At 75.9% G+C, this 21006-nt stretch carries 20 protein-coding genes; 10 read left to right on the top strand and 10 right to left on the bottom strand.

The window, feature by feature from the left end; genetic code table 11:
• Positions 1 to 35: 35 nt before the first annotated feature.
• Positions 36 to 944 (bottom strand): hypothetical protein, encoded by a 909-nt coding sequence (locus tag AC069X_RS03755; protein WP_478724703.1) that lies wholly within the window; start codon positions 942 to 944, stop codon positions 36 to 38.
• A 17-nt stretch (positions 945 to 961) separates the two neighbouring features.
• Here AC069X_RS03755 and AC069X_RS03750 point away from each other — a divergent pair, with 17 nt between their 5' ends.
• Entirely contained in the window at positions 962 to 1471 is a 510-nt protein-coding gene (locus AC069X_RS03750; RefSeq protein ID WP_478724702.1) for an STAS domain-containing protein, read from the top strand.
• Here the strand turns inward: AC069X_RS03750 and AC069X_RS03745 are convergent.
• Positions 1377 to 2048, bottom strand: a complete 672-nt coding sequence (locus tag AC069X_RS03745; RefSeq protein ID WP_478725111.1) for an ABC transporter ATP-binding protein — start codon at positions 2046 to 2048, stop codon at positions 1377 to 1379. The two genes, AC069X_RS03750 and AC069X_RS03745, sit on opposite strands and share 95 nt — an antisense overlap.
• Before the next feature lie 242 nt (positions 2049 to 2290).
• On the opposite strand from AC069X_RS03745, the gene AC069X_RS03740 reads away from it, so the two are divergent.
• From AC069X_RS03740 to AC069X_RS03725, 4 genes are all read left to right on the top strand, one after another.
• A complete protein-coding gene (locus AC069X_RS03740) occupies positions 2291 to 5518 on the top strand; it encodes an FtsX-like permease family protein (RefSeq protein WP_478724700.1) in 3228 nt (1075 codons plus the stop codon).
• Complete coding sequence (locus AC069X_RS03735; protein ID WP_478724698.1) at positions 5515 to 8271, top strand: hypothetical protein; 2757 nt, start codon at positions 5515 to 5517, stop codon at positions 8269 to 8271. Before AC069X_RS03740 ends, AC069X_RS03735 begins: the two co-directional genes overlap by 4 nt.
• A complete protein-coding gene (locus tag AC069X_RS03730) occupies positions 8268 to 9257 on the top strand; it encodes an ABC transporter ATP-binding protein (RefSeq protein WP_478724697.1) in 990 nt (329 codons plus the stop codon). Before AC069X_RS03735 ends, AC069X_RS03730 begins: the two co-directional genes overlap by 4 nt.
• A 109-nt stretch (positions 9258 to 9366) precedes the next feature.
• The gene (locus AC069X_RS03725; RefSeq protein WP_478724695.1) at positions 9367 to 10833 is read left to right on the top strand and encodes a condensation domain-containing protein; all 1467 of its coding nucleotides are present in this window, start codon (positions 9367 to 9369) and stop codon (positions 10831 to 10833) included.
• On the opposite strand, the gene AC069X_RS03720 is transcribed toward AC069X_RS03725, so the two are convergent.
• The 3 genes from AC069X_RS03720 to AC069X_RS03710 all read right to left on the bottom strand — a co-directional run bounded on the left by AC069X_RS03720 (position 10823) and on the right by AC069X_RS03710 (position 13104).
• Complete coding sequence (locus AC069X_RS03720) at positions 10823 to 12079, bottom strand: RNA polymerase sigma factor (protein WP_478724693.1); 1257 nt, start codon at positions 12077 to 12079, stop codon at positions 10823 to 10825. The two genes, AC069X_RS03725 and AC069X_RS03720, sit on opposite strands and share 11 nt — an antisense overlap.
• Positions 12080 to 12156: 77 nt before the next feature.
• Positions 12157 to 12516 carry a YciI family protein gene (locus tag AC069X_RS03715; protein WP_478724691.1) on the bottom strand — a complete coding sequence of 120 codons (360 nt, stop codon included), beginning with the start codon at positions 12514 to 12516 and terminating at the stop codon, positions 12157 to 12159.
• A 318-nt stretch (positions 12517 to 12834) separates the two neighbouring features.
• Positions 12835 to 13104 carry a hypothetical protein gene (locus AC069X_RS03710; protein ID WP_478724689.1) on the bottom strand — a complete coding sequence of 90 codons (270 nt, stop codon included), beginning with the start codon at positions 13102 to 13104 and terminating at the stop codon, positions 12835 to 12837.
• Positions 13105 to 13273: 169 nt separating this feature from the next.
• On the opposite strand from AC069X_RS03710, the gene AC069X_RS03705 reads away from it, so the two are divergent.
• The 3 genes from AC069X_RS03705 (at position 13274) to AC069X_RS03695 (ending at position 15178) form a co-directional block, all read left to right on the top strand.
• Positions 13274 to 13618: a thioredoxin family protein gene (locus AC069X_RS03705; RefSeq protein ID WP_478724687.1), complete on the top strand. Its 345-nt coding sequence runs from the start codon at positions 13274 to 13276 to the stop codon at positions 13616 to 13618.
• Positions 13619 to 13766: 148 nt separating this feature from the next.
• Positions 13767 to 14954 (top strand): cytochrome P450, encoded by a 1188-nt coding sequence (locus tag AC069X_RS03700; RefSeq protein ID WP_478724685.1) that lies wholly within the window; start codon positions 13767 to 13769, stop codon positions 14952 to 14954.
• Positions 14955 to 14959: 5 nt separating this feature from the next.
• The gene (locus AC069X_RS03695) at positions 14960 to 15178 is read left to right on the top strand and encodes a ferredoxin (protein WP_478725109.1); all 219 of its coding nucleotides are present in this window, start codon (positions 14960 to 14962) and stop codon (positions 15176 to 15178) included.
• Between the two features lie 89 nt (positions 15179 to 15267).
• Here AC069X_RS03695 and AC069X_RS03690 read toward each other — a convergent pair whose 3' ends face one another.
• Together AC069X_RS03690 and AC069X_RS03685 are read right to left on the bottom strand one after the other, a co-directional pair.
• Positions 15268 to 15471 (bottom strand): cold-shock protein, encoded by a 204-nt coding sequence (locus tag AC069X_RS03690; protein WP_478724683.1) that lies wholly within the window; start codon positions 15469 to 15471, stop codon positions 15268 to 15270.
• A gap of 104 nt (positions 15472 to 15575) precedes the next feature.
• The gene (locus tag AC069X_RS03685) at positions 15576 to 15944 is read right to left on the bottom strand and encodes an HGxxPAAW family protein (RefSeq protein WP_478724681.1); all 369 of its coding nucleotides are present in this window, start codon (positions 15942 to 15944) and stop codon (positions 15576 to 15578) included.
• Between the two features lie 90 nt (positions 15945 to 16034).
• On the opposite strand from AC069X_RS03685, the gene AC069X_RS03680 reads away from it, so the two are divergent.
• Positions 16035 to 16532, top strand: a complete 498-nt coding sequence (locus AC069X_RS03680; RefSeq protein ID WP_478724679.1) for a MarR family winged helix-turn-helix transcriptional regulator — start codon at positions 16035 to 16037, stop codon at positions 16530 to 16532.
• Positions 16533 to 16855: 323 nt separating this feature from the next.
• Entirely contained in the window at positions 16856 to 18232 is a 1377-nt protein-coding gene (locus AC069X_RS03675) for a DEAD/DEAH box helicase (protein WP_478725107.1), read from the top strand.
• Positions 18233 to 18346: 114 nt separating this feature from the next.
• On the opposite strand, the gene AC069X_RS03670 is transcribed toward AC069X_RS03675, so the two are convergent.
• The 3 genes from AC069X_RS03670 to AC069X_RS03660 form a co-directional block, all read right to left on the bottom strand.
• A complete protein-coding gene (locus AC069X_RS03670) occupies positions 18347 to 19288 on the bottom strand; it encodes a class I SAM-dependent methyltransferase (protein ID WP_478724677.1) in 942 nt (313 codons plus the stop codon).
• Between the two features lie 126 nt (positions 19289 to 19414).
• Positions 19415 to 19948, bottom strand: a complete 534-nt coding sequence (locus AC069X_RS03665; RefSeq protein WP_478724675.1) for a hypothetical protein — start codon at positions 19946 to 19948, stop codon at positions 19415 to 19417.
• 59 nt (positions 19949 to 20007) lie between these two features.
• Complete coding sequence (locus AC069X_RS03660) at positions 20008 to 20760, bottom strand: SDR family oxidoreductase (protein ID WP_478724673.1); 753 nt, start codon at positions 20758 to 20760, stop codon at positions 20008 to 20010.
• Between the last annotated feature and the right edge of the window lie 246 nt (positions 20761 to 21006).

Here is a 21006-nt window from a genome sequence, read left to right as displayed (position 1 = left end):
CGCAGGGCGGCCGGCGTGACCCGCGAGGAGCCGGTCTACAGCCGGCGCAGGCGGCGCAGGGCGGAGGCCGCCGCGAGGCGGGCGGCGCGGGCCGCCCGGTCGGCTTCGCGGTGGCGGGCCTCCGCTTCGGTCACCGCCTGGTACGCCAGGTCCCGCGCGGTCCGCGCCCGGTCGGCCTCCCCCAGCAGCCGGGCGAGCGCCTCGTCGGCCTCTGCGGCGCGGGCCACGGCGTGCCGGCGGGCCTCCTCGGCCGTGCGCAGCTCCTCCTCGCGGGCGGTGACGGCCCACGCCGCGTCCTGGGCGGCGGTCCGGGCCGCCTCGGTCCGGGCCGCGCGGGCCGGGTCGGCGGGCTCCGGCGGCGCCGCCGGTTCCGGCCCGGCCGCCGGCTCCGCCTCGGGTTCCGGTGCCGGTTCCGGTTCCGTGGCCGGCGGCGGTACCGCGTCCGGGTCGGCCGCCGGGAACCCCGAGGCCTGCGCGGGAGCCCGTACGAGCCGTCCCGAGGCCCACTGCCGGGCCGCCTCCGGATCGGCGAGAACCGCGTGCAGGATCCCCTCCAGCTCGCGCACCACCGTCTCCGAGACCGGGGTTCCCGCCTCCTCCGCCAGCCGGGCGGCCTCCCGGGCCAGGGCGCCGATCACCACGTGCTGCTGGTGGGACAGGTCCCTCAGCCGCTCCCCGTCCAGGGACCGGTGGGCCGCCCGCAGGGTCTGCCCGAGCTGGAGGAACTGGGCCGTCTCGTCGGGCTTCGCCCGTACCAGCGCGTTGGACGCCCAGGCCGCGAGCGTCGGCCGGCGCAGCGCCGCGATCCGCTTCGCCGCCGCCGGGTCCCCGGCCCGCCTCACCCGCGCCGCGGCCTCGTCCCGCGCGGCCGTGAACCCCGCGGGGTGCGGCACGTACAGCGCGTCGACGATCACGTCCAGATCCAGTTCCGCTTCGGCATCCACGCGCCCCACTGTCCGCCATGGCCGCCCGCCCGGGGCGGCCGCGCCCCACGGCCACGCGGGTGAATGGCGGCCGGGCGCCGGTTCCCGCCCCGGGCGCGGCCCGTTGGAGGGGCGTGAACGGCCCGCCGCTCCCCCGCATCCGCTCCACGGTCCGCGACGGCGTCCTCTCCGTCAGCCTGGCCGGGGAGTTCGACCACTACAGCTGCGCCCCGCTGCGCACCGTCCTCGACGGGGCCGCCGGCCTCGGCGTCCGGCACCTCGTCCTCGACGCGTCGGAGGTCGCCTTCTGCGATTCGGCCCTCCTCGACGTCCTGGACCGGTGGTCCCGCGGCGGCCGGCGCTGGCAACTGGCCGCCGCCTCGCGCTCCGTGCGGCTGCTCCTGGACCTGTGGGCACAAGTACGGGCTCCGCTGCCGCCCGCGGACGGGCCCGTCAGACCGGCTCGACGACCCGGCCGTCGCGCAACTCGACCACCCGGTCGGCGAGTTCCATCAGCTGCGGATCGTGGGTGGCGACCAGGACCGTGACCCCCTCGCTGCGCACCACCGCGCGCAGCAGCCGCATGATGGACCGGCCCGTCTCGGAGTCCAGCTGGCCGGTGGGCTCGTCGGCGATGATCAGCGCGGGTTCGTTGGCCAGGGCCCGGGCCAGGGCCACGCGCTGCTGCTGACCGCCGGAGAGCTCCCCGGGCCGCTGTTCGGCGTGGTCGGCGAGGCCGACCAGGGCCAGCAGGGTGCGGACGCGTTCCTCGCGCTGCCGCGGCGGCACCTTGCGCATGCGCATCGGGACGCCGACGTTCTCGGCGGCGGTGAGCACCGGGATCAGCCCGAACGACTGGAAGACGAAGCCGATCCGGTCGCGGCGCAGCGCGAGCAGGCCGCCCTCGTCCAGGGTGGACAGGTCGGTTCCGTCGAGTTCGACGGTGCCGCCGCTCGGGGTGTCGAGGCCGCCGACCAGGTTCAGCAGGGTGGTCTTGCCGGAGCCCGAGCGGCCCTTGAGTGCGGTGAGTTCGCCGCGCCCGACCTCGAACGAGACCCCGCGCAGGGCGTGTACGGCGTTGGCTCCGGTGCCGAAGCTCTTGCGCAGGTCGCGCACCGCCATCATGGGCACCGCCGTATCCGCCGCCGTATCCGCCGCCGGGGCCGGGGTGTGCCCGTCGGGCCGGCGATCCGGTTGCTGCGTCATTGGTGAACTCCCCCTCGGCCGGCGCTGTTCGCTACCTTCGCGACCGAATTTGCTCATCTGTCACATCAATCACGCAAGTCCCTTCCTCTCATGGACCGGATCTGACAGCATCGTCCGCTATCCGGTGCCCCAGGTCCGGTTCGGGGGAAGGAAACAGGCACATGATCGGCTTCGTCGTGCGCCGGCTGCGCGGCCGGCTGCCGCTCGCCGCCGCCGTCGTCCTCACCGCGCTCATCACCACGACCACGCTGACCGCGCTGCTGGCCTTCACCCGCGGCGTCGGGGACGCCGGCCTGCGGCAGGCGCTGACGGGGCCCGGCGGAAGGTCGAGTACCGCCGTCGTCCTCACCGGCGAGCACGCGCTGGCCGCCCGCGCCGCCGACGACGCCGCCGTACGGGGCTACGCGGACGGGCTGTTCGGGAGCGTGCCCGTGGTGGCCGAGAGCGTGGCGCGCAGCCGCTCGTACGGGCTGCCTGGCCCCCGCTCCCCCGGCAAGGAGCCGGACCTGACCCTGCTCGCCGCCCTCGACCACGACCGCGCACGCCTCCTCGCCGGCCAGTGGCCCGAGGCCGTCGGGGACCGCCCCGGGCGCGTCCCGGCGGCCGTCCCCGAGGCCGCGCTGAACCGCCTCGGGCTCACCGCGCAGGCCCTGCCGGCCGAGGTCCGGCTGGAGGACCGCCACGGCGGCGCGCCGCTGACCGTGCTCGTCACCGGGGTCTACCGGGCGGCCGAGCCGGAGTCCCCGTACTGGCGGCTCGATCCGCTCGGCGGGCGCGAGGTCCAGGTCGGCTCCTTCACCAGCTACGGCCCGCTGCTCGTGCACGACTCCGCCTTCACGGCCGGCGCCCTGGTCCAGAACAGCCGCGCCACCCTGCTGACCCCCGACTTCCGCGCGGCCCGTACCGCCGACCTCGACCGCCTGCGTCCCCTGGCCCCCGAGTCCGGTACGAAGGGCCCCGCCGGGCTCACCGTCACCACCGGCCTGCGGGAGTTCACCGCGGCCCTGGAGACGGGGCAGCGGGTGGCCCGGTCCACCCTGCTGGTCGGGGCGCTCCAGCTGGCCGTCCTCGCCGGGGCCGCCCTGCTGCTCGTCGCCCGCCTGCTGACCGAGCGCCAGGAACCCGAACGCGTCCTGCTCACCGCGCGCGGCGCCTCCCGCCGCCGGCTCGGCGCGCTGTCGGCGGCCGAGGCGCTGCTGCTGGCCCTGCCCTCGGCGGTGCTGGCGCCGCTGCTCACCCCGCCGCTGCTGCGCCTGGCGGGCCGTTACGGCACACCGGTCGGGACCGGGGACGCCCGGCTGCTGTGGCCGGCCGCGGCGGGCTGCGCGCTCGTCTGCGTCCTGCTGGTCTGCCTGCCCGCCGTGCTCCGCGGGGCCGCCGCGGCCGTGCTGCGGCGGGCCGGGCGCCGGGCGGCCGTGGTGTCGGGCGCGGCGCGTTCCGGACTGGACCTCGCGGTGGTGGCGCTGGCCGTCCTCGCGTACCGGCAGCTCGACCGCTACAGCGGCGGCGGGCCGGCCGGCGGCGGGCTCGGCGTCGACCCGGTCCTGGTGGCGGCACCCACCCTGGCCCTGTGCGCGGGCACCCTCCTGGTGCTGCGGCTGCTGCCGTTCGCGGCCCGGCTCGGGGGCCGGATCGCCGCCCGGGGCCGCGGCCTCGGCCCGGCGCTCGTGGGCTGGCAGCTCGCCCGGCGGCCCGGCCGGGCCACCGGACCGGTCCTGCTGCTGGTGCTCTCGGTGTCCAGCGGGACCCTCGCCCTCGGCCAGCACACCGCCTGGTCCGCCTCGCAGCGCGACCAGGCGGAGTTCACCACCGCCGGGGGCCTGCGCGTCACCGGCGGCGAGCTGCCCGCCCTCGGCCGGGGCGGCCGGTACGCGTCCCTGCCGGGCGGCGGCCGGGCGATCCCGGTGGTGCGCTCCGCCCACGGGCTGCCGGGCGGAGCCGACGGGGAACTCCTCGCGCTGGACGCCGCCGCCGTCGCACGGCGGGTCCCGCTGCGGGCCGACCTGCGGGACGGGCGGCCGATGGAGGAGCTGTTCGCCCCGCTGGCGGTGGACGCGCCGGGCAGTGCCGGCATCGTGCTGCCCGGGCGGCCGCAGCGGATCGACGTCGACGTGTCGGTACGGGCCTTCGGCGCGAGCGGCGGCGCCCGGCTGGGCGTACTGCTGCGCGACCGGTTCGGGCTGACCTACCGGGCACCGCTGGAGAACCTGCCGGAGAACGGCGAGCACACCTTCTCCGTGGACGTCGCCGCGCTGGCCGGGGCCCCGCTCGGGGCGGCGGCCGAACCCCTGTCCCTCACCGGTCTCACCCTGTCGTACGGGGCCCGGAACAACTGGTTCGGCATGCCGGAGGACAGTGCCCCCGTCGACGCGGAGGTGGCGCTGCGCCGGGTGTCGGTCACGGAGACGGCGGGCGGCGCCGCCGTTCCCGTCCAGGCCGCCGCGCCCGCCTGGAACCTGGTGTCCCCGGCCCTGGTCGCGGACACCCCGGCGGCCCGGCTGCTGCCGGCCGACGGGGCGCTGATGCGGCTGCGGTACGCGGGCTCCCCGGTGGGCGGCCACGACCTCGTCCTCACCGCCGGCGGGGCGGCCGCCGCCGAGCTGCCGGGCGTCGCCACCCGCGCCTATCTGGCCGCCGTCGGGGCCGGGGTCGGCGACCGGATCCCGGTGCTGCTCGGCTCGGCCACCGTCCCGGTACGGGTCACCGCCGCCGTCGGAGCCCTGCCGGCGTCCGGTGACCGGGCGGTGGCCGTCGACCTCGCCACCGCCGGGCGGCTGCTCGCGGCCACCGACGGGCGGGCCCTGCCCGGCGCCGACGAGTGGTGGCTGCCCGCGGCCTCCGCCTCGGACCCCGCGCCGGCCCGGGCCGCCGCCGGACTGCGCGCGGGGGCCGGCTCCCACCGGGTGCTGCTGCGCGAGGAGGTGGCCGCCGGCCTGCTGGACGATCCGCTGAGCGCGGGACCCCGTGTCGCGCTGGCCGCCCTCGCCGTGTCCTGCGCGGTCCTCGCCGCCATCGGGTTCGCCGCCGCCTCGGCGGCGGCCGGGCGCGGGCGTTCCCGGGAGTCCGCCGTCCTGCTGGCCCTCGGGGCGCCCCGGCGGGGCCTGGCCCGGGCGGCCGCCGCCGAAGGGCTCGTCCTGGTCGCCCTCGGGACGGCGGTCGGCCTGGCGGTGGGCACGGCCATCGTCCACCTGACGGTGCCGCTGATGGTGCTCACCCCGGCCGCGCGGCGCCCGGTGCCGGAGGTCCTGGTGGACCTGCCCGGCGCGCGGACCCTGCTGCTGGCCGCCGCCATCGCCGCTGTGCCGCTGCTGTCCGCGGTGCTCGGCGGGCGGGGCGGCCGCGCGTCCCGGGGCGCCGCCGCCCGCCTGCGCCACGTGGAGGAGACATGACCGGCCCGGCCACCGGCTCCCGCACCACCGCGCCCCGGGGCCGCGGCGGGCCCGGCTGGGTGCGGACGCGGCTGCGCGCCGCTCCCCTGGCCACGCTCCTGACGGCGGTGCTCGTCTTCGTCTCGGTCCTGCTGGCCACCGCGCTGCCGCGCGCCCTCGACCGGGGCGCCGACCGGGCCCTGCGCGCCCATCTGGCCGAACAGGGCCCCGCCGCGACCAGCCTGGTCGCCACCGCCCGGACCGCCGAGAGCCGGCGGAGCGGGGACCTCGCCGGCTTCCTGGACTCCTCGCTGGCCGCCCTGCGCTCCGCCGTCGGGCCGGGATACCGCCTGGCGGACTCCGGCCCCGTGTACGGGGTGCGGGCGAAGGACCCGCGCTCGCTGACGGGCCCCGGGCTCGTCCGTCCGTCGGACATCGCGCCCAATCTGGACCTGCTGCACCTGCCCCAGATCGCCTCCCACAGCCGGCTGGTGGAGGGGCGCTGGCCGTCCGGTGGCGGGGAGGGAACCGTCCCGGTCGTCCTGTCCAAGAGCGCCGCCGACACCATCGGCGCCAAGGTCGGTTCGGTCCTGGAGGGCTCCTCGGGCATCGCCGCGCCGATGGGCGTCGAGGTCGTCGGCCTGTTCGCCCCGGCCGACCCCGCCGAGGACTACTGGAGCGACACCGGCGACACCTGCCTCCTGCGGGCCTGCCTCAAGTGGGACAAGAAGCAGGAGAAGTCCTGGTGGGACGCGGCCGCCCTGGTCGGCCCCGAGGGGATCGGCCGGCTGGCGGGCTGGGGCACCCGGGCGACGGACTTCTGGCGGCTGCCGGTGGACACCGGGGCCCTGCGCGCGGACCGGCTGTCCGAGGCCGCCGCGCAGATCTCCTCGTACGTGGCCGGCCCCACCGCCACCCGGCTGGTCACCGAGACCGGCCACCCCGACATCCGGATCACTTCCGAACTGCCGAAACTGTTCGCCGCCGCCGAGGCCCGCCGGCAGGCCGCCGCGCCGCTGGCCGCCATCGGACCGGCCGGGGTGGCGGGTGTCGCCCTCGTGGTGTTCTGCCTGGCCGCCGGTCTGACCGCCGACCGGCGGCGGGCCGAACTGGCCCTGCTGCTGGCCCGGGGCGGCTCCCGCGCGGGCATCCTGCGCCGGCTGCTGGGCGAGGGGGCCGTCACCGTGCTGCCCGCCGCCGTGCTCGCGGCGGCCCTCGGGACGCTGCTGCTGCCGACCCCCCGCTCGGCGCCCGGCCTGCTCGCGGCCGGGGCCGTCGCACTCGCCGCGCTGCTGGCCTTCCCGGTACGGGCCTTCGTGCTGCTGTCCGGGCCGCGCGCGGCCGCGCCGCGGCGCCGGCTGGTGGCGGAGCTGCTGGTGCTCGCCGCCACCGCGGCCGCCGTGGCCGAGGTCCGCCGGCGCGGAGTCGCCCCGGCCGGAGCCGGCCTGGACCCGCTGCTCGTCGCCGCCCCGCTGCTGCTCGCGCTGTGCGGGGGGCTGCTGCTGGCCCGGCTGCTGCCCCCGCTCGCGCGGCTGGCGGCCCGGGCCGCGGGGCGCGGGCGCGGCCTGACCGGCTTCCTCGGGCTGGCGCGCGCCGCCCGGGGGAACGCGGGGGGCGCGCGGCCCTCCGTACTGCCCCTGATCGCGCTGCTGCTGGCGGTGACGACGGGCGGCTTCGGGTCGGCCGTCCTGGCCTCCGTGGACGGGGCCCGCCTCCAGGCGGCGCGGGGCGACGTCGGCGGCGACGCCCATGTGACGGCTCCGCACGGGGAGGTGCTGGCTCCGGGGTTCCTGCGGGCGGCGGGCGCGCTGCCCGGCGTCCGGAGCTCCCTCGGGGTGTGGACCGACCGGGACGCCTTCCTGACGGCGGACGGCCTGATCGGCACCCGGGTCAGGGCGGTGGTCGCCGACCCGGTGGCCTACGCCGCGCTGTCCGAGGCCGCCGGCCGGGGCCGGTTCGACCCCGGCAAGCTCGCCGCGGGTGGCGGCCCGGACGCCCCCGTACCGGTGCTGATCAGCAAGAACCTCGCCGGCAAGGACTCCGGGGGCGAGCTCGGGATCCGGCTCGCGGACGGCGTGGAGCTGCGGGCGCGGCCGGTCGGCCTGGTCGAGGGGACCCCGGCCGAGCCGGCCGTGGAGGCGGCGGTCGTCGTGATTCCGGCCGGGGCGGTCGCCGCGCGGGTGCCCCGGGCGGCGCAGTCCAACCACTGGTTCGCCCTGGGCCCGGTCGACGAGGAGCGGCTGCGCGAGCTGGTCCGCGCCCACACGCCGGCCTCCGCCGCCGAGCGGACCTTCGTGCACACCAGCGCCGCGGTCGCGGCGAAGCTCGCCGGCGACCCCCTCCAGCACGCGGCCGGGCGGCTGTTCTGGACCTCCCTGGCCGCGGCGGCCGGCTTCGCCCTGCTGTCCGTGCTGCTGACGCTGGTACGGGCCGCCCCGGAGCGGGCCGCGCTGCTGGCCAGGCTGCGGACCATGGGGCTGCGGCCCCGGCAGGGCGTGGTACTGGTCCTGACGGAGTCGCTGCCGCAGGTGCTGGCGGCCCCGCTGGGCGGCGCCCTGACGGCGGTCGCCGCGATCGCCCTGCTCGGCCCGTCGGTCGACGTGTCGACGCTGGTCGGCGCCGCCGTGCCGGCCGGGCTGGGGCCCGGGCTGCGGGCGGTGCTCGGGCAGGCCCTGGGCGTGGCGGGGCTGGTGGCCGTGGCCGTGCTGGCGGAGGCGGCGGTGAACGGCCGGCGCCAGATCACCACCGAGTTGAGAGCGGGAGACCGACGTTGAACACCGACGCGCCCACGTACGAGGAACTGCGGCGCCAGGCCCTGGCCGCCTCGGAACCGCGCCGCCACGGCGCCGGGACGGCCATCGCCTGCGACCGCCTGGTCCGGATCTTCACCGGTGACGGGGTCGAGGTGCAGGCCCTGCAGGGCCTGGAGCTGACGGTGGCCCAGGGCGACCTGGTGGCCCTGGTCGGCGCCTCCGGCAGCGGCAAGTCCACCCTGCTGAACATCCTGGCGGGGCTGGACGTGCCGACGGCCGGCACCGCCACCGTCGGCGGGTACGACCTGCTGGAGATGTCGGCCCGCGACCGGCTGCGCTACCGGCGCGAGACGGTGGGCTTCGTCTGGCAGCAGACGGCCCGCAACCTGCTGCCGTTCCTGACGGCCGCCCAGAACACGGCGCTTCCCATGCGGTTGAAGGGCGGCGGGCGCGGCGCGCGGGCCCGGCAGGCGGCCCGGGCCGGGGAGCTGCTGGAGGCACTCGGCGTCGCTGACCTCGCCGGACGTCGCCCGGCCGAGCTGTCCGGCGGCCAGCAGCAGCGGGTGGCGATCGCCGTGGCCATGGCCAACGATCCGGCGGTGCTGCTCGCGGACGAGCCGACCGGCGAGCTGGACTCCGAGACCGGCGCGGCCGTGTTCGAGGCCTTCCGCACCGTCAACCGGGAACTGGGCGCCACCGTGGTCATCGTCACCCACGACCCGATGGTGGCGGGCGAGGTGCGCCGTACGGTGGCGATCCGCGACGGCCGCACCAGCAGCGAGGTGCTGCGCCGCACGGTCACCGACGAGCACGGCACGGAGTCCGTCAGCGAGCGCGAGTACGTGATGCTGGACCGCACCGGCCGGGTGCAGCTGCCGCAGAAGTTCCTGGAGGCGCTGGGCATGGAGCACCGCGTCGCGGTCGACCTGGCCGCCGACCGCATCGAGGTCCGGCGCGACGACGCGGACGACGCGGACGACCCGGCCGGCGCCGAGGGGCCCGCCTAGCCCGGAGGCGTTCACCGTCGCGACCCGCGCCGGGGGTTCGGGCGTCACTTCCGCGGCCCGGGTGTCGTTAGGGGCTCGGGGCTGAACCGGGGGGCGAAGGGATGACGTAATGCGGCAGTTTCCTCTGCAGATGCACCACATGGAGCCGGGGCGCGTGGTCGAGTGGCGCCTGCGGGCGGCGTCCGGACCACAGGGCCCGGAGCGGGGTGACGAGCAGGGCAAGAAGGCGTCCTTCAACCAGGACAAGCACTTCACCGTCGCCGAGGAGAGCCGCGCGGACGACGACCCCATGGCGTCCTGGGTCGCCGTCACCTTCGAGGTCGAGGGGGCACTCGACGAAGCGGCCCTGGCGCAGGCCCTGCTGGGCTTCGTACGGCGGCACGAGGTGCTGCGCTGCGAGTTCCGGCGCCTGGCCGGGGAGCTGTCCTGCGAACCCCTCGCCGTCGGCGACCTCTTCCTGGAGCGGCACCACGTCGCCGAGTTCGACTCGGCCGCACGGCAGCGCGAGTTCCTCGCGGAGCGGTTCACGCGGAGCATCGACACCCTGTCGTGGCCGCTGTTCACCATGGGCGCCGTGCTCCGCCCGGACTCCGCGAGCGTGTACCTCGCCTTCGACCACATCGTCTGCGACGGCATGTCGATGCCGGTCGTCGTCCACGACGTGCTGACCTCCTACGAGGCCCTGCGGCGCGGGGAGGAGCCCGTGCTGCCGCCCGCGCCGAGCTACCTGGACTTCGCGGACGCGCAGCGCCGCCGCTACCTGTCGATCGGAGCGGACGACGAGCGCCTGGACTACTGGAAGTCCTTCACGGCCCGGGGCGGGGAGTTCTTCCCCCGGTTCCCGCTCGACCTGGGCGTGGAGCCGGACCGGATGTACCCGATCGTCAACGAGGCGTCCACGCTGCTGGACGCCGCCGAGACCGAGGTGTTCGAGAAGGTGTGCCGGGGCGTCGGCGCGAAGCCGTTCATGGGGCTGCTCGGCTCGGTGGGCGTGTGTCTGCGCGAGGCGGGCGGCCCCGGCGTGTACCGGGGGTTCATGCCGGTCAGCGAGCGGGGGCGCGAGGACTGGAACAACTCGGTGGGCTGGTTCGTCAACACCCTGCCGATCGAGTTCGACGCCTCGCCGGGCAGGGACTTCGCCCAGGTCATGGCCGGGGTCCGGGCCGGGTTCACGGAGATGATGCGCCACCTCGACGTGCCGTTCGTGCGGGCCTGGCAGCTGCTGGCGCCGGAGGCGTTCGCGGGCTGCTCCTGGCCGTACCCGGTGAACTTCTTCTCGTACATCGACATGCGCCGCTGCCGGGGCGCCGACCGGCACGACGACTGGCGGCCCGCCGCGCACGTGTGGTCGGCCCGGTCCAACGGCACCTGTTCGTGGTTCCAGCGGGACGCGGACGGGCTGCACATGAACTCCCTGTACGTGGACACCCCGCCCGCGCGCCGCACGATGGGCGACTTCCAGGAGGCGCTGCGGCTGACCGTGCAGAGCGTGGCGCGTACCGGCGGGTTCCGCCGGCCGGTCGCGCTCACGGCTCCCCGGCGGCCGGGGGTGCCGGCCGCGCCCGTCAGGGGCTGAGACCGGGCTCCCCGAGGGCGGCGGCGCGGCCCAGCAGCAGGTTCCGTTCACGGGTGTTGCGGGTGAGGGCGGCCGCCCTCTCGAACTCGGCGCGGGCCTCGGGGCCGCGCCCGAGCCGCTCCAGCAGGTCTCCCCGTACGCTCGGGAGCAGGTGGTAGGAGCGCAGGGCCGGCTCGCGGGCGAGGGCCTCGACCAGCGGGAGGGCCGCGGCGGGTCCGTCGGCCATGGAGACGGCGACGGCCCGGTTGAGCTCGACCACCGGGGAGGGGAGCAGTTCCGCGAGCCTGCCGTAGAGGGTGGCGATGGCCCGCCAGTCGGTGTCCTCGTAGCGCAGGGCGGCCGCGTGGCAGCCGGCGATGGCGGCCTGGAGCGAGTACGGGCCGCTGCCCGCCCGGTGCAGGGCCTCGACCCCGCGCCGGATGAGCAGCCGGTTCCACCGGGCCCGGTTCTGGTCGGCGAGGAGCACCGGCTCGCCGTCGGGGCCGGTGCGGGCGGCGGTGCGGGAGGACTGGAACTCCAGCAGCGCGGCGAGGCCGTGGACCTCGGGTTCGCCGGGCATCAGCGCGGCCAGGACGCGGGCCAGGCGCAGGGCGTCCTCGCAGAGGGCGGGGCGCAGCAGGTCGTCGCCGGCGGTGGCCGAGTAGCCCTCGTTGAAGACGAGGTAGATGACCTCCAGGACGGAGGCCAGGCGCTGTTCGCGGTCGGCCCCGTAGGGGACTTCGAAGGGCACCCCGGCCCTGGCGAGGCCGCGCTTGGCGCGGACGAGGCGCTGCGCGACGGTGGGTTCGGAGGTCAGGAAGGCCCGGGCGATCTCCTGGGTGGTGAGGCCTGCCACCAGGCGCAGGGTGAGCGCGATGCGGGCGTCGGTGCCGAGCACCGGGTGGCAGGCGGTGAACACCAGGCGGAGCAGGTCGTCGTCGATGTCGTCCGGTTCCGGCGGCTCGGCGGGCGGCGGTACGTCCTCCAGGGTGCGGCCGACCTCGGCGAGCTTGCGGGCGTAGGTCTCCCGGCGGCGGACGAGGTCGACGGCCCGGTGCCTGGCGGTGGCCGTGAGCCAGGCACCGGGCCGGTCGGGGACCCCGTCGGCCGGCCACTGCTCCAGGGCGGCGACCAGGGCGTCCTGGGCGATCTCCTCGGCGATGCCGACGTCGCGCACGATGCGGGTGACGCCGGCGATGATCCGCGCGGACTCGATCCTGAACACCGCTTCGACCGCCCGGGCCGTGCTCTCTGCCGTCACGGCCACCCATCAGAGCAGCCGCGACGGGGCGGGGCAAACGCGGCACGGGGCGTGGGGCGCGGGCCGCGTGCCGCGTCTCCGGGTCACATCTCCTGGACCTCGCGGACCTCGGCGCCGACGGTCCAGTCCGCCGGGTGGGTCTCCAGGAACCGCCGGGTCCACTCAAGGGCCTCGGCCTTGTCCTTGCACTGGAGGAAGGCGTATCCGCCCACGACTTCCTTGGTCTCGGTGAAGGGGCCGTCGGTGAAGCTGGTCTTCCCGCCGGACCAGGTGACGCGGGTGCCCTCGGAGGTGGGGAGCAGTCCGGCGGTGTCGAGCATCACCCCGGCCTTGGTGATCTCCTCCATGAGGGCGCCCATGCGCTCCTCGAAGTCGGCCGGGAAGGGGGTGTCGGGGGTCAGGTTCCGCTCGTCGATGCGGATCAGGGTCAGGAAGCGCGGCATGGTGGCTCCTCGGTCGTGCGGGCGGGGGCTTTCCCTGCCTCTCACCTCTGCGTCGAACGGGAGACGCCCGGATCGACACCTCTCCGGAAAATTCTTCGGAGATTCCGCGGAACCGGCCACCGGGCGGGGCGACGGCGCATCCGGCCGGGCCGCCGGGGCCGAAGGGAGGGGCAGAGCCCCCGGTCACACGTCGGCGGTCCGGGGGCTCGCCGGCATGCCGCCGGTACTCATCACCGGGTGGCCCACGGTCGCTTCTCCCCGGGACGGCGTTCCGTGATCCCCGGGCCCGCGGCCCGGGCGGACGCCGGGGCCGGTTCTCTACCGGCTGTCGCCCGACCAGTCCCAGTGGGCGGCGTCCGAGGCGCGGCGGCGGTAGTGGGCGCGGCCCCCGGCTCCGTAGCGGCCTATCTCGGTGGGCAGGCGGGCTTCCTCGGCGAGCCGGTCGGTGCTCCAGCCGGTGACGTCGAGGAGGAGCCCGTCGAGCGGGCCGCCGACCAGCTCGCCGTAGGCGCGGCCGGGGCGGGGGCCCGGGTCGGGGTCATCGTGGTCGGCGCCGTAGACGCGGCGGCGCGGCATGCTGTCGTCCATGCGCCCAGCTTCACAGCCGCCACTGACAACGGGCCGGGCGTGATGCACGGGACGGCCCCGCGACGGCCCGGCCCTGCCGTCGCGGGGCCACCCTCCGGGCGACGACGGCAGTTTGACGACAGGCCCTAGGCTGGCGGTCACGTCAGACGCGAACCGAGGAGCACCACCCATGGCCAGTCGGGTACACCGGCCGCTGGAGGACCAGGAATTCGACTTCATCACCGGGATGGCCCCGGGGCCGGTCCTCGCCTGCTTCACCGGTACCTGGCCGAAGGCCGTCGAGGCCTGCCGGGCGCTGGACTCCGTCGTCGCGGAGCTGGCGCGGGGGCAGGAGTACGGCTCGCGGTTCACGGCGGTGCGTGCGGACATCACGCGCTGCCCGGGTACGGTCCGCCGGTACGGCGTGACGGGTGCGCCGACGGTGGTGCTGCTGCGGTCCGGGGAGGCGGTGGCGGCCCACGAGGGCCCCATGGGGGCGGCGGAGCTGCGGGCGTTCCTGGACGCCCACCTGTAGCGGCCGTTGCGCGTCCCCGGGCGATTGCGGCGGTCCCGTCGGGTGAACTCGGGCAGGCTGGCCGAAACTGGCATAGGTGGGATAGGTGCCTCAGGCATGTAATGGAGTCCGGCGAGACGGAACCATCGCTTGCGAGGTGTTGCTTTCCATGTCCGATGCCGTTGCCTTCCCGCAGGACCGGACCTGTCCCTACCACCCCCCGGCCGCCTACCGGCCACTCCGGGAGGGCAGGCCCCTCTCCCGGGTCACCCTCTTCGACGGCCGCTCCGTATGGGTGGTCACCGGCCACGCCGAGGCGCGGGCCCTGCTCTCCGACGGGCGGCTGTCGACCGACCGGACGAGGGAGTCCTTCCCCAGTCCCACCGCGCGGTTCAAGGGGCTGCAGAACCGCCGGACGGCCCTGCTCGGGGTGGACGACCCCGAGCACAACGCGCAGCGGCGGATGCTGATCCCCAGCTTCTCGGTCAAGCGGACGGCCGCCCTGCGCCCCCGCATCCAGGAGACCGTGGACCGGCTGATCGACGCGATGGTGGCCGGGGGCCCGGGCGCCGAGCTGGTGGAGGCCTTCGCCCTGCCGGTGCCGTCCATGGTGATCTGCGCGCTGCTCGGCGTGCCGTACGAGGACCACGAGTTCTTCGAGGAGCAGTCGCGGCGGCTGCTGCGCGGCCCGGCCACCTCCGACGTGGAGGAGGCCCGGGAGCGGCTCGACGCCTACCTGGAGGCCCTGATCCGCCGCAAGCGCACCGCTCCGGGCGACGGGCTGCTGGACGAGCTGGTGGCGACCCGGCTGGAGACCGGGGAGACCGACGTCGAGGAACTCGTCTCGCTGGCCGGGATCCTGCTGATCGCGGGGCACGAGACCACGGCCAACATGATCTCCCTCGGCACCTTCACCCTGCTGCGGCACCCGGAGCAGCTGGCCGAGCTGCGCTCGGAGCCCTCCCTGATGCCGGAGGCGGTGGAGGAGCTGATGCGCTACCTCTCGATCGCCGACGGCATGCTCCGGGTGGCGACGCGGGAGATCGAGGTGGGCGGGGTGACGATCCGGCCGGACGACGGGGTGATCTTCTCGACCTCGGTCATCAACCGCGACGAGGCGGTCTTCGCGGAGCCGGACGCCCTCGACTGGCACCGGCCCACCCGCCACCACCTGGCCTTCGGCTTCGGCATCCACCAGTGCCTGGGCCAGAACCTGGCGCGCGCGGAGATGGAGATCGCCCTGGGCACGCTCTTCGGGCGGCTGCCCGGGCTGCGCCTGGCGGCCGATCCGGACCGGATCCCGTTCAAGCCCGGGGACACCATCCAGGGCATGGTCGAACTGCCCGTGACGTGGTGAGCGGCGTGCGGGTCTCGGTGGACCAGGGGGTCTGCATCGGCGCGGGCCAGTGCGTGCTGACCGCGCCGCGCGTGTTCACCCAGGACGACGACGGGCTGAGCGAGGTGCTCCCGGGGCGCGAGGACGGCGACGGCAGTCCGCTGGTCCGGGAGGCGGCGCGCGCCTGCCCGGTCTCGGCGATCACCGTACGGGAGACCGGGGACGCCCCGGCGGGACCGGCTTGATCCAAAGGACACCCCCTGGACCTGGGTCGTGCGGGAGCCCCCGCCGGGTGACCGGCGGGGGCTCCTGGCGACGGGAACCGCCGGCGGCGCTACTCGGCCACCACGTGCTCGGCCTGGGGGCCCTTGGGGCCCTGGGTGACGTCGTACGAGACCCGGGTGTTCTCCTCCAGGGACTTGAAGCCCGTGCCCTGGATGGCGGAGAAGTGCACGAACACGTCGGGGCCGCCGTCGTCCTGCTGGATGAAGCCGAACCCCTTCTCCGAGTTGAACCACTTCACGGTGCCAGTTGCCATCGGTACTGATCCTTCTCAACGTTCCGCTCGGGCCGCACGCGCGCGGCCGTCTCGATCCTGCCCACCCGCCCCGCGCGCCACACGCCGGGAGCGGCCAACCGGGGTCAGACCCCGCCGTCTCCGGCCGGAAGCGTTTCGACGGGCCGGCGGCCGAGGGGGGCCGGGGCGGCGCGGCGCGGGCCCGCCGCCCGGCAGCCCAGGCAGTCGGGATGGCCCGTCCGGGCGCCGGCGTCCCGGACGCGCCAGTCCCACTCCTGGGGCGGGCGGGGTCCGCTGGGCTTGCCCCAGCCCGCGAGGTGGAGCAGCCAGGTGACCAGGCCGGCGGCGGCGACCAGGCCGAGGCCGAGCCAGATGCCCGGCGTCCAGGCCGCGCAGAGGGCGGCGCCCGCGCCGGTGCAGCCCAGCAGGGCCAGGGTGGTTCCGGTCCAGCCGGCCACCGTGTGGCCGAGGTCGACATCGCCGTGGGCGCTCATGGTTCCCCTCCGGAGGGCAGGCGGCAGTACGCTCGGAGCAGAGTCATTTATCTCACGAGCTAAGTAACTTAGATACTAAGGAGAGTGTCGGTGCACGGCAAGCCCCGCCCCGCGGCCACGGCCGGGGAGGCGATCGCCCGCATGGACCAGTACGTGGCGCTCGGCCTCATCGGCCAGCAGGAGGTGGCACAGCTCCTCGGGATCAACGTCACCGACCTGACGTGCCTCGGCCACATCCTCGGCGCCCATGACGAGCCCCTGTCGGCCGGCGACCTCGCCGGCCTGGTGAACCTCACCACCGGGGCCGTCACGGGCGTGCTCAACCGGCTGGAGCGGGCCGGTTACGCCCGCCGGCAGCCCGATCCCGCCGACCGGCGGCGGGTCCGGGTCGTGGCCGACCCCGAGGCCGCCGCCCGGGTCATCGCCACCTACCAGCCGTTCTACGACCGCCTCGGGTCCGTGTTCGCCGAGTACACCCCCGACGAGGTCGCCGTGATCGCCGACTGGTTCGGCCGCGCGACGGTCGAGATGCGGGCCCACCTCGCCCAGGTGCGGTCCGGGGAGCTGGACCCCAGGCCCGCCCGGTGACCGGCTGGTAAAATGGCCGGGAAACTTGAGGCGCGGGGCACGGGTGCCCGGTGCGGACGCGTACGACGAGCCGGGGACCGTACCGCAGGGGTACGGTCCCCGGCTCGTCGCCGTTCCCCCGCCGCGGACCGCCCGCACCCGCCCGACCTCTCGCACCTCTCGTACCTCGTTCTCCTCACGGAAGGTTCTGCATGAAGAACCCGTCGGCTCACGGGCGTTTCGGCATCAAGGCCGGGGCCAAGGCAGGCTCCAAGCCGGGGGCCAGGGGCGGCAAGGCCGCGGGCAAGGCACCGCGGACCGTCGGTCCGCAGGGCGAATTCGCCATGCCCCGGACCACCACCCCGGCGCTGCCCCCGGTGGCCTCGTTCGACGAACTCGGGCTGCCCGCCGAGCTGGTGAGGACCATGGCCGAGCAGGAGGTGCGGGAACCCTTCCCGATCCAGGCGGCCACCCTGCCCAACTCGCTCGCGGGCCGCGACATCCTCGGCCGCGGCCGCACCGGTTCCGGCAAGACCCTCGCCTTCGGCCTCGCCCTGCTGGCCCGCACGGCCGGGCGCAAGGCCGACCCCAAGCGGCCGCTGGCGCTGGTCCTGGTACCGACGCGCGAGCTGGCCCAGCAGGTCACCGAGGCGCTGGCCCCGTACGCGCAGGCCCTGGGGCTGCGCATGGCCACCGTCGTCGGCGGGCTCTCCATCGGCCGCCAGACCAGCGCCCTGCGGACCGGCGCCGAGGTCGTCGTCGCCACGCCCGGCCGTCTCAGCGACCTGGTCGGACGGCGCGACGTGCACCTGGAGCGGGTGCGGATCACGGTGCTGGACGAGGCCGACCAGATGTGCGACATGGGGTTCATGCCGCAGGTCACCGAGATCCTGGACCAGGTGCACCACGAGGGGCAGCGGATGCTGTTCTCGGCCACCCTGGACCGCAACGTCGACCAGCTCGTGCACCGGTACCTGAAGGACCCGGTCTCGCACTCCGTGGACCCGCAGTCGGCGTCGGTGGGCACGATGGACCACCACGTGCTGCACATCCACGCGGCGGACAAGGTCTCGGCGGCCACCGAGATCGCGGCCCGCGAGGGCCGGGTGATCATGTTCCTGGACACCAAGCACGGGGTCGACCAGTTCGTGAAGCACCTGCGGGCCATGGGCGTACGGGCGGAGGGGCTGCACAGCGGCAAGTCCCAGCCGCAGCGCACCAAGACCCTCGGGCAGTTCAAGGACGGCCTGCTCACGGTCCTGGTCGCGACGAACGTCGCCGCCCGCGGCATCCACATCGACGACCTCGACCTCGTCGTCAACGTGGACCCCCCGGCCGACAGCAAGGACTACCTGCACCGGGGCGGCCGCACCGCACGGGCCGGCGAGTCCGGCAAGGTCGTCACCCTGGTCACCCCGGGCCAGCGCCGCGACATGGTCCGCCTGATGGCCGACGCCAGGATCCGGCCCACCATCACCCAGGTGCGCTCCGGGGAGGCCGCGCTGAGCCGGATCACGGGCGCGCGCAGGCCCTCCGGGGTTCCGCTGTCGGGGGCCCTGCCGACCGACGCCAAGGGACGCCCGAGCGGTACGGAGCTCGGCTTCCGGGGTCTGGGCACCCGTCCGGGCCGGGCGGGCAAGGGCAAGGAGTCCCGCAGGACCATCGAGGCGCGCCAGGCCGCCGAGGCCCGCCGCGCGGCCCGGGTCCGCAAGGGCCTCTGAGCCTCCTGGCACCCGTACGGGCCTGGGGGGGCACACGGGCGGCACGCGGACCGTACCCCCGTGTCCGGGGGTGTCCGGCGGGGGTTCCGCCGGACACCCCGGACACCGCGCGGGTCAGCCCCGCCTGCGGCGGCGCCGTGCCACGATCGCGCGGGTGACCACCGGCGGCAGCAGGTCCTTGGCCAGCCTGCGCCAGCCCGCCCCCGGCCGGGGCGCGGGCCTCGGGGCCGGCGGCGCCGGGACCGGGGCCGGCCCGGGGGCCGGCGGGCGCAGCGGCCGGGGCTCGGGAAGCGCGCAGACGCCCTCGCCGCCGATGCGCACCAGCGGCTTGCCGTCGATGACGTCCACGCCGTGCCACAGGTCGGTGCGGCCCTCCAGCCAGGTGAGCAGCGCCGCCTGCCAGGGCGCCGGGTCGCCCCAGGTCGCGTACAGCTTCGAGCCGGACACGGCGATCAGGTGCAGCTCGCCGGTGGCCACGGCGGCCCAGACGGCGGCGGCGACGCCCGGGCAGTGTTCGGAGCGGTAGTCGTCGAAGACCACGACCGCGTCCGGGGCGGCGACGGTGCGCGAGGAGGCGATGTCCTGGACGACGTGCTCGTGCAGGTGGGAGGCGTCGATGTGGACGAAGCGGCAGCTCCCGGGGCGCACCCTGTCGGCGACGACGGAGGTCGGGGCCTGGATGACCTTCGGCAGTTCCTCGTGGAAGGTGAGGTAGTTCGTCTCGAACCCGCGGCGGGTGAGGGTGGGGTACGAGTCCCGGACTTCCTCCACGTTGAAGTCGTCCGGAGCGGGCGAGTCGAAGAGGTCACAGACGGTGAACTCCTCTCCGTCGCGCAGGTACCCGGCCAGGAAGATCGCGCTCTTGCCCATGAAGACGCCCAGCTCCAGGATGTCGCCCGCCACCGGGGCGGCCTCGTTCTGGCGGGTCAGGAACCAGTCGAAGAGCACCTGGTCATAAGCCGAGAACCAGCCCTTCACCTCGCTGAAGGCCTTGGGTGCGGGCGGTTCGGGCTCCGCGTCCGGGGTGGTGACGGGAGCCTGTGAAACGTGCGACACGGAGAGTCATCCTCCAGTGGAACGGCATCGGTCCAGCTCTGACACCCGGCCGGGTATGGAGACCTTAAACCCCCGAATGGGCGTATGGCGAGAACTCGTTGACGTCGATCGTCCCGGCTTTCCGGCTCAGGAGGTGGCCCGCCGGTCCAGCCGCCGCGCCGCGGCGTTGCGCACCGTGCGGGTCCGGCCGGAGGCGGCCAGCAGGGCCAGGGCATCGTCGGGGACCGGCGACTGGACCGCGGTGCGCTGGCACCAGTCGGAGGCCGCGGCCAGGTCGGCGGGCGACCACTCCCCGCCCGCCTCGATGGCCTTGAGCAGGGTCCACTCGCGCAGCCGGCGGGCCGGGAAGGCGTGGCCGTCGAGTACGCGGTGCAGGGCGCGGGCCCAGTCGTGGAACCCGGTGCCGGGCAGCCGCGGGGCGCGCCGGTCCAGGTGGGTCACCACCGCGCTCTGCGCCATCACCGGGTCGCGGTCGCGCAGGACGTCGGCCACCGCGCCGGCCTCCCCGGCCACGCCCGCCGCCCCGGCGGCGGCGAGCCGGTCGAGGTGGCGGGCGTACCGCCAGCGGTCCGTGGCCACGGCGGCCTGGTCCGGCGGCCGGACCGTCGTCGCCGGGCCGGCCGCGGGCGCGCGGCGTATCTCGTGTTCAGGGCTCCCCATGCCCATATTCCACACGACCGGCGTACGCGGGCCCGGGGCGGGGTCGTGCCGGCGCCGGGTCAGCGCGTCCGGTCCTCGGCGACCTGCTCGAAGTGGAAGGACTTGATGAAGCAGTCGCGGGGCTGTCCGACGGCGAAGAAGACGCAGTCCACCAGCGACTGGGCCGTGAGCGGGTCCCGCGCGGTGCGCGGGGCCTCCTCCCAGGCCGGGGAGAGCGGGTCGTGGTTGTCGAAGTCCGGCGGGTAGAGGGAGATCACGCGGACGCCCCGGCCGCGCAGCCGGCGGGAGAGGCTCTCGGTGAAGCCCGCCTGGGCGCTCTTGGCCGCGTAGAAGGCGTCGTGCGCGTCGGAGCGGTGGTTCCCGGCCTCGCCGCAGCCGGAGACCATGGTCACGATGTCGGGCTTCGCGGACTTCAGGAGCAGCGGGAGGAAGGCCTTGGTCGCCAGGACGGTGCCGGTGGCGCCGGAGGCGAGGGTGTCGACGACGTCCTCGTCGGAGGCGGACAGCAGATCGGTGCCGTGCTGGTAGCGGGAGCCGTTGTTGACGAGGACGTCCACGTGCCCGGTGCGGGCCGCGACGGCCTCGGCGAACGCGCGCACGGAGGCCGGGTCCGTGAGGTCGCAGGCGTGGGCGTGGACCCGGAAGGGGTCGTGTCCCTGGGCGACGGCCTCCGCGCGGACGCGCTCGGCGCCCTCCCGGGTGCGGGCGGAGAGGTGGACCTCGGCGCCCCGTGCGGCGAAGCCCAGGGCCAGGGTCCGGCCGAAATCGCGCCCGGCGGCGGTGATGACGACACGGTGGTTCTCGAATGCCATGCCTGCTGCTCCTCCTGATGTGTGGTCCGTACATGCGAACCCGGCCGGTGATCGGGGAATTCCGGCCGCGCGGCGGGGCCCGACACGCCGGGCCGGCAGCCCGGCCCCACAGCCCCGCCCGGCACCGCGGTCGGGGGGGGGGGGGGGGGGGGTGGGGGGGGGGGGGTGGGGGGGGGCGGGGGGGGGGGGGGTGGTGTTGCCTTCTCCCCCCCCAGAGACGGAGACGTCGTGGTGCGGTGCTCTGTG

This window comes from Streptomyces sp. NPDC043896 (assembly GCF_056435605.1).
The sequence above is the reverse complement of the archived record's forward strand: the minus strand, read 5'-3'. Positions and strand labels throughout refer to the sequence as shown.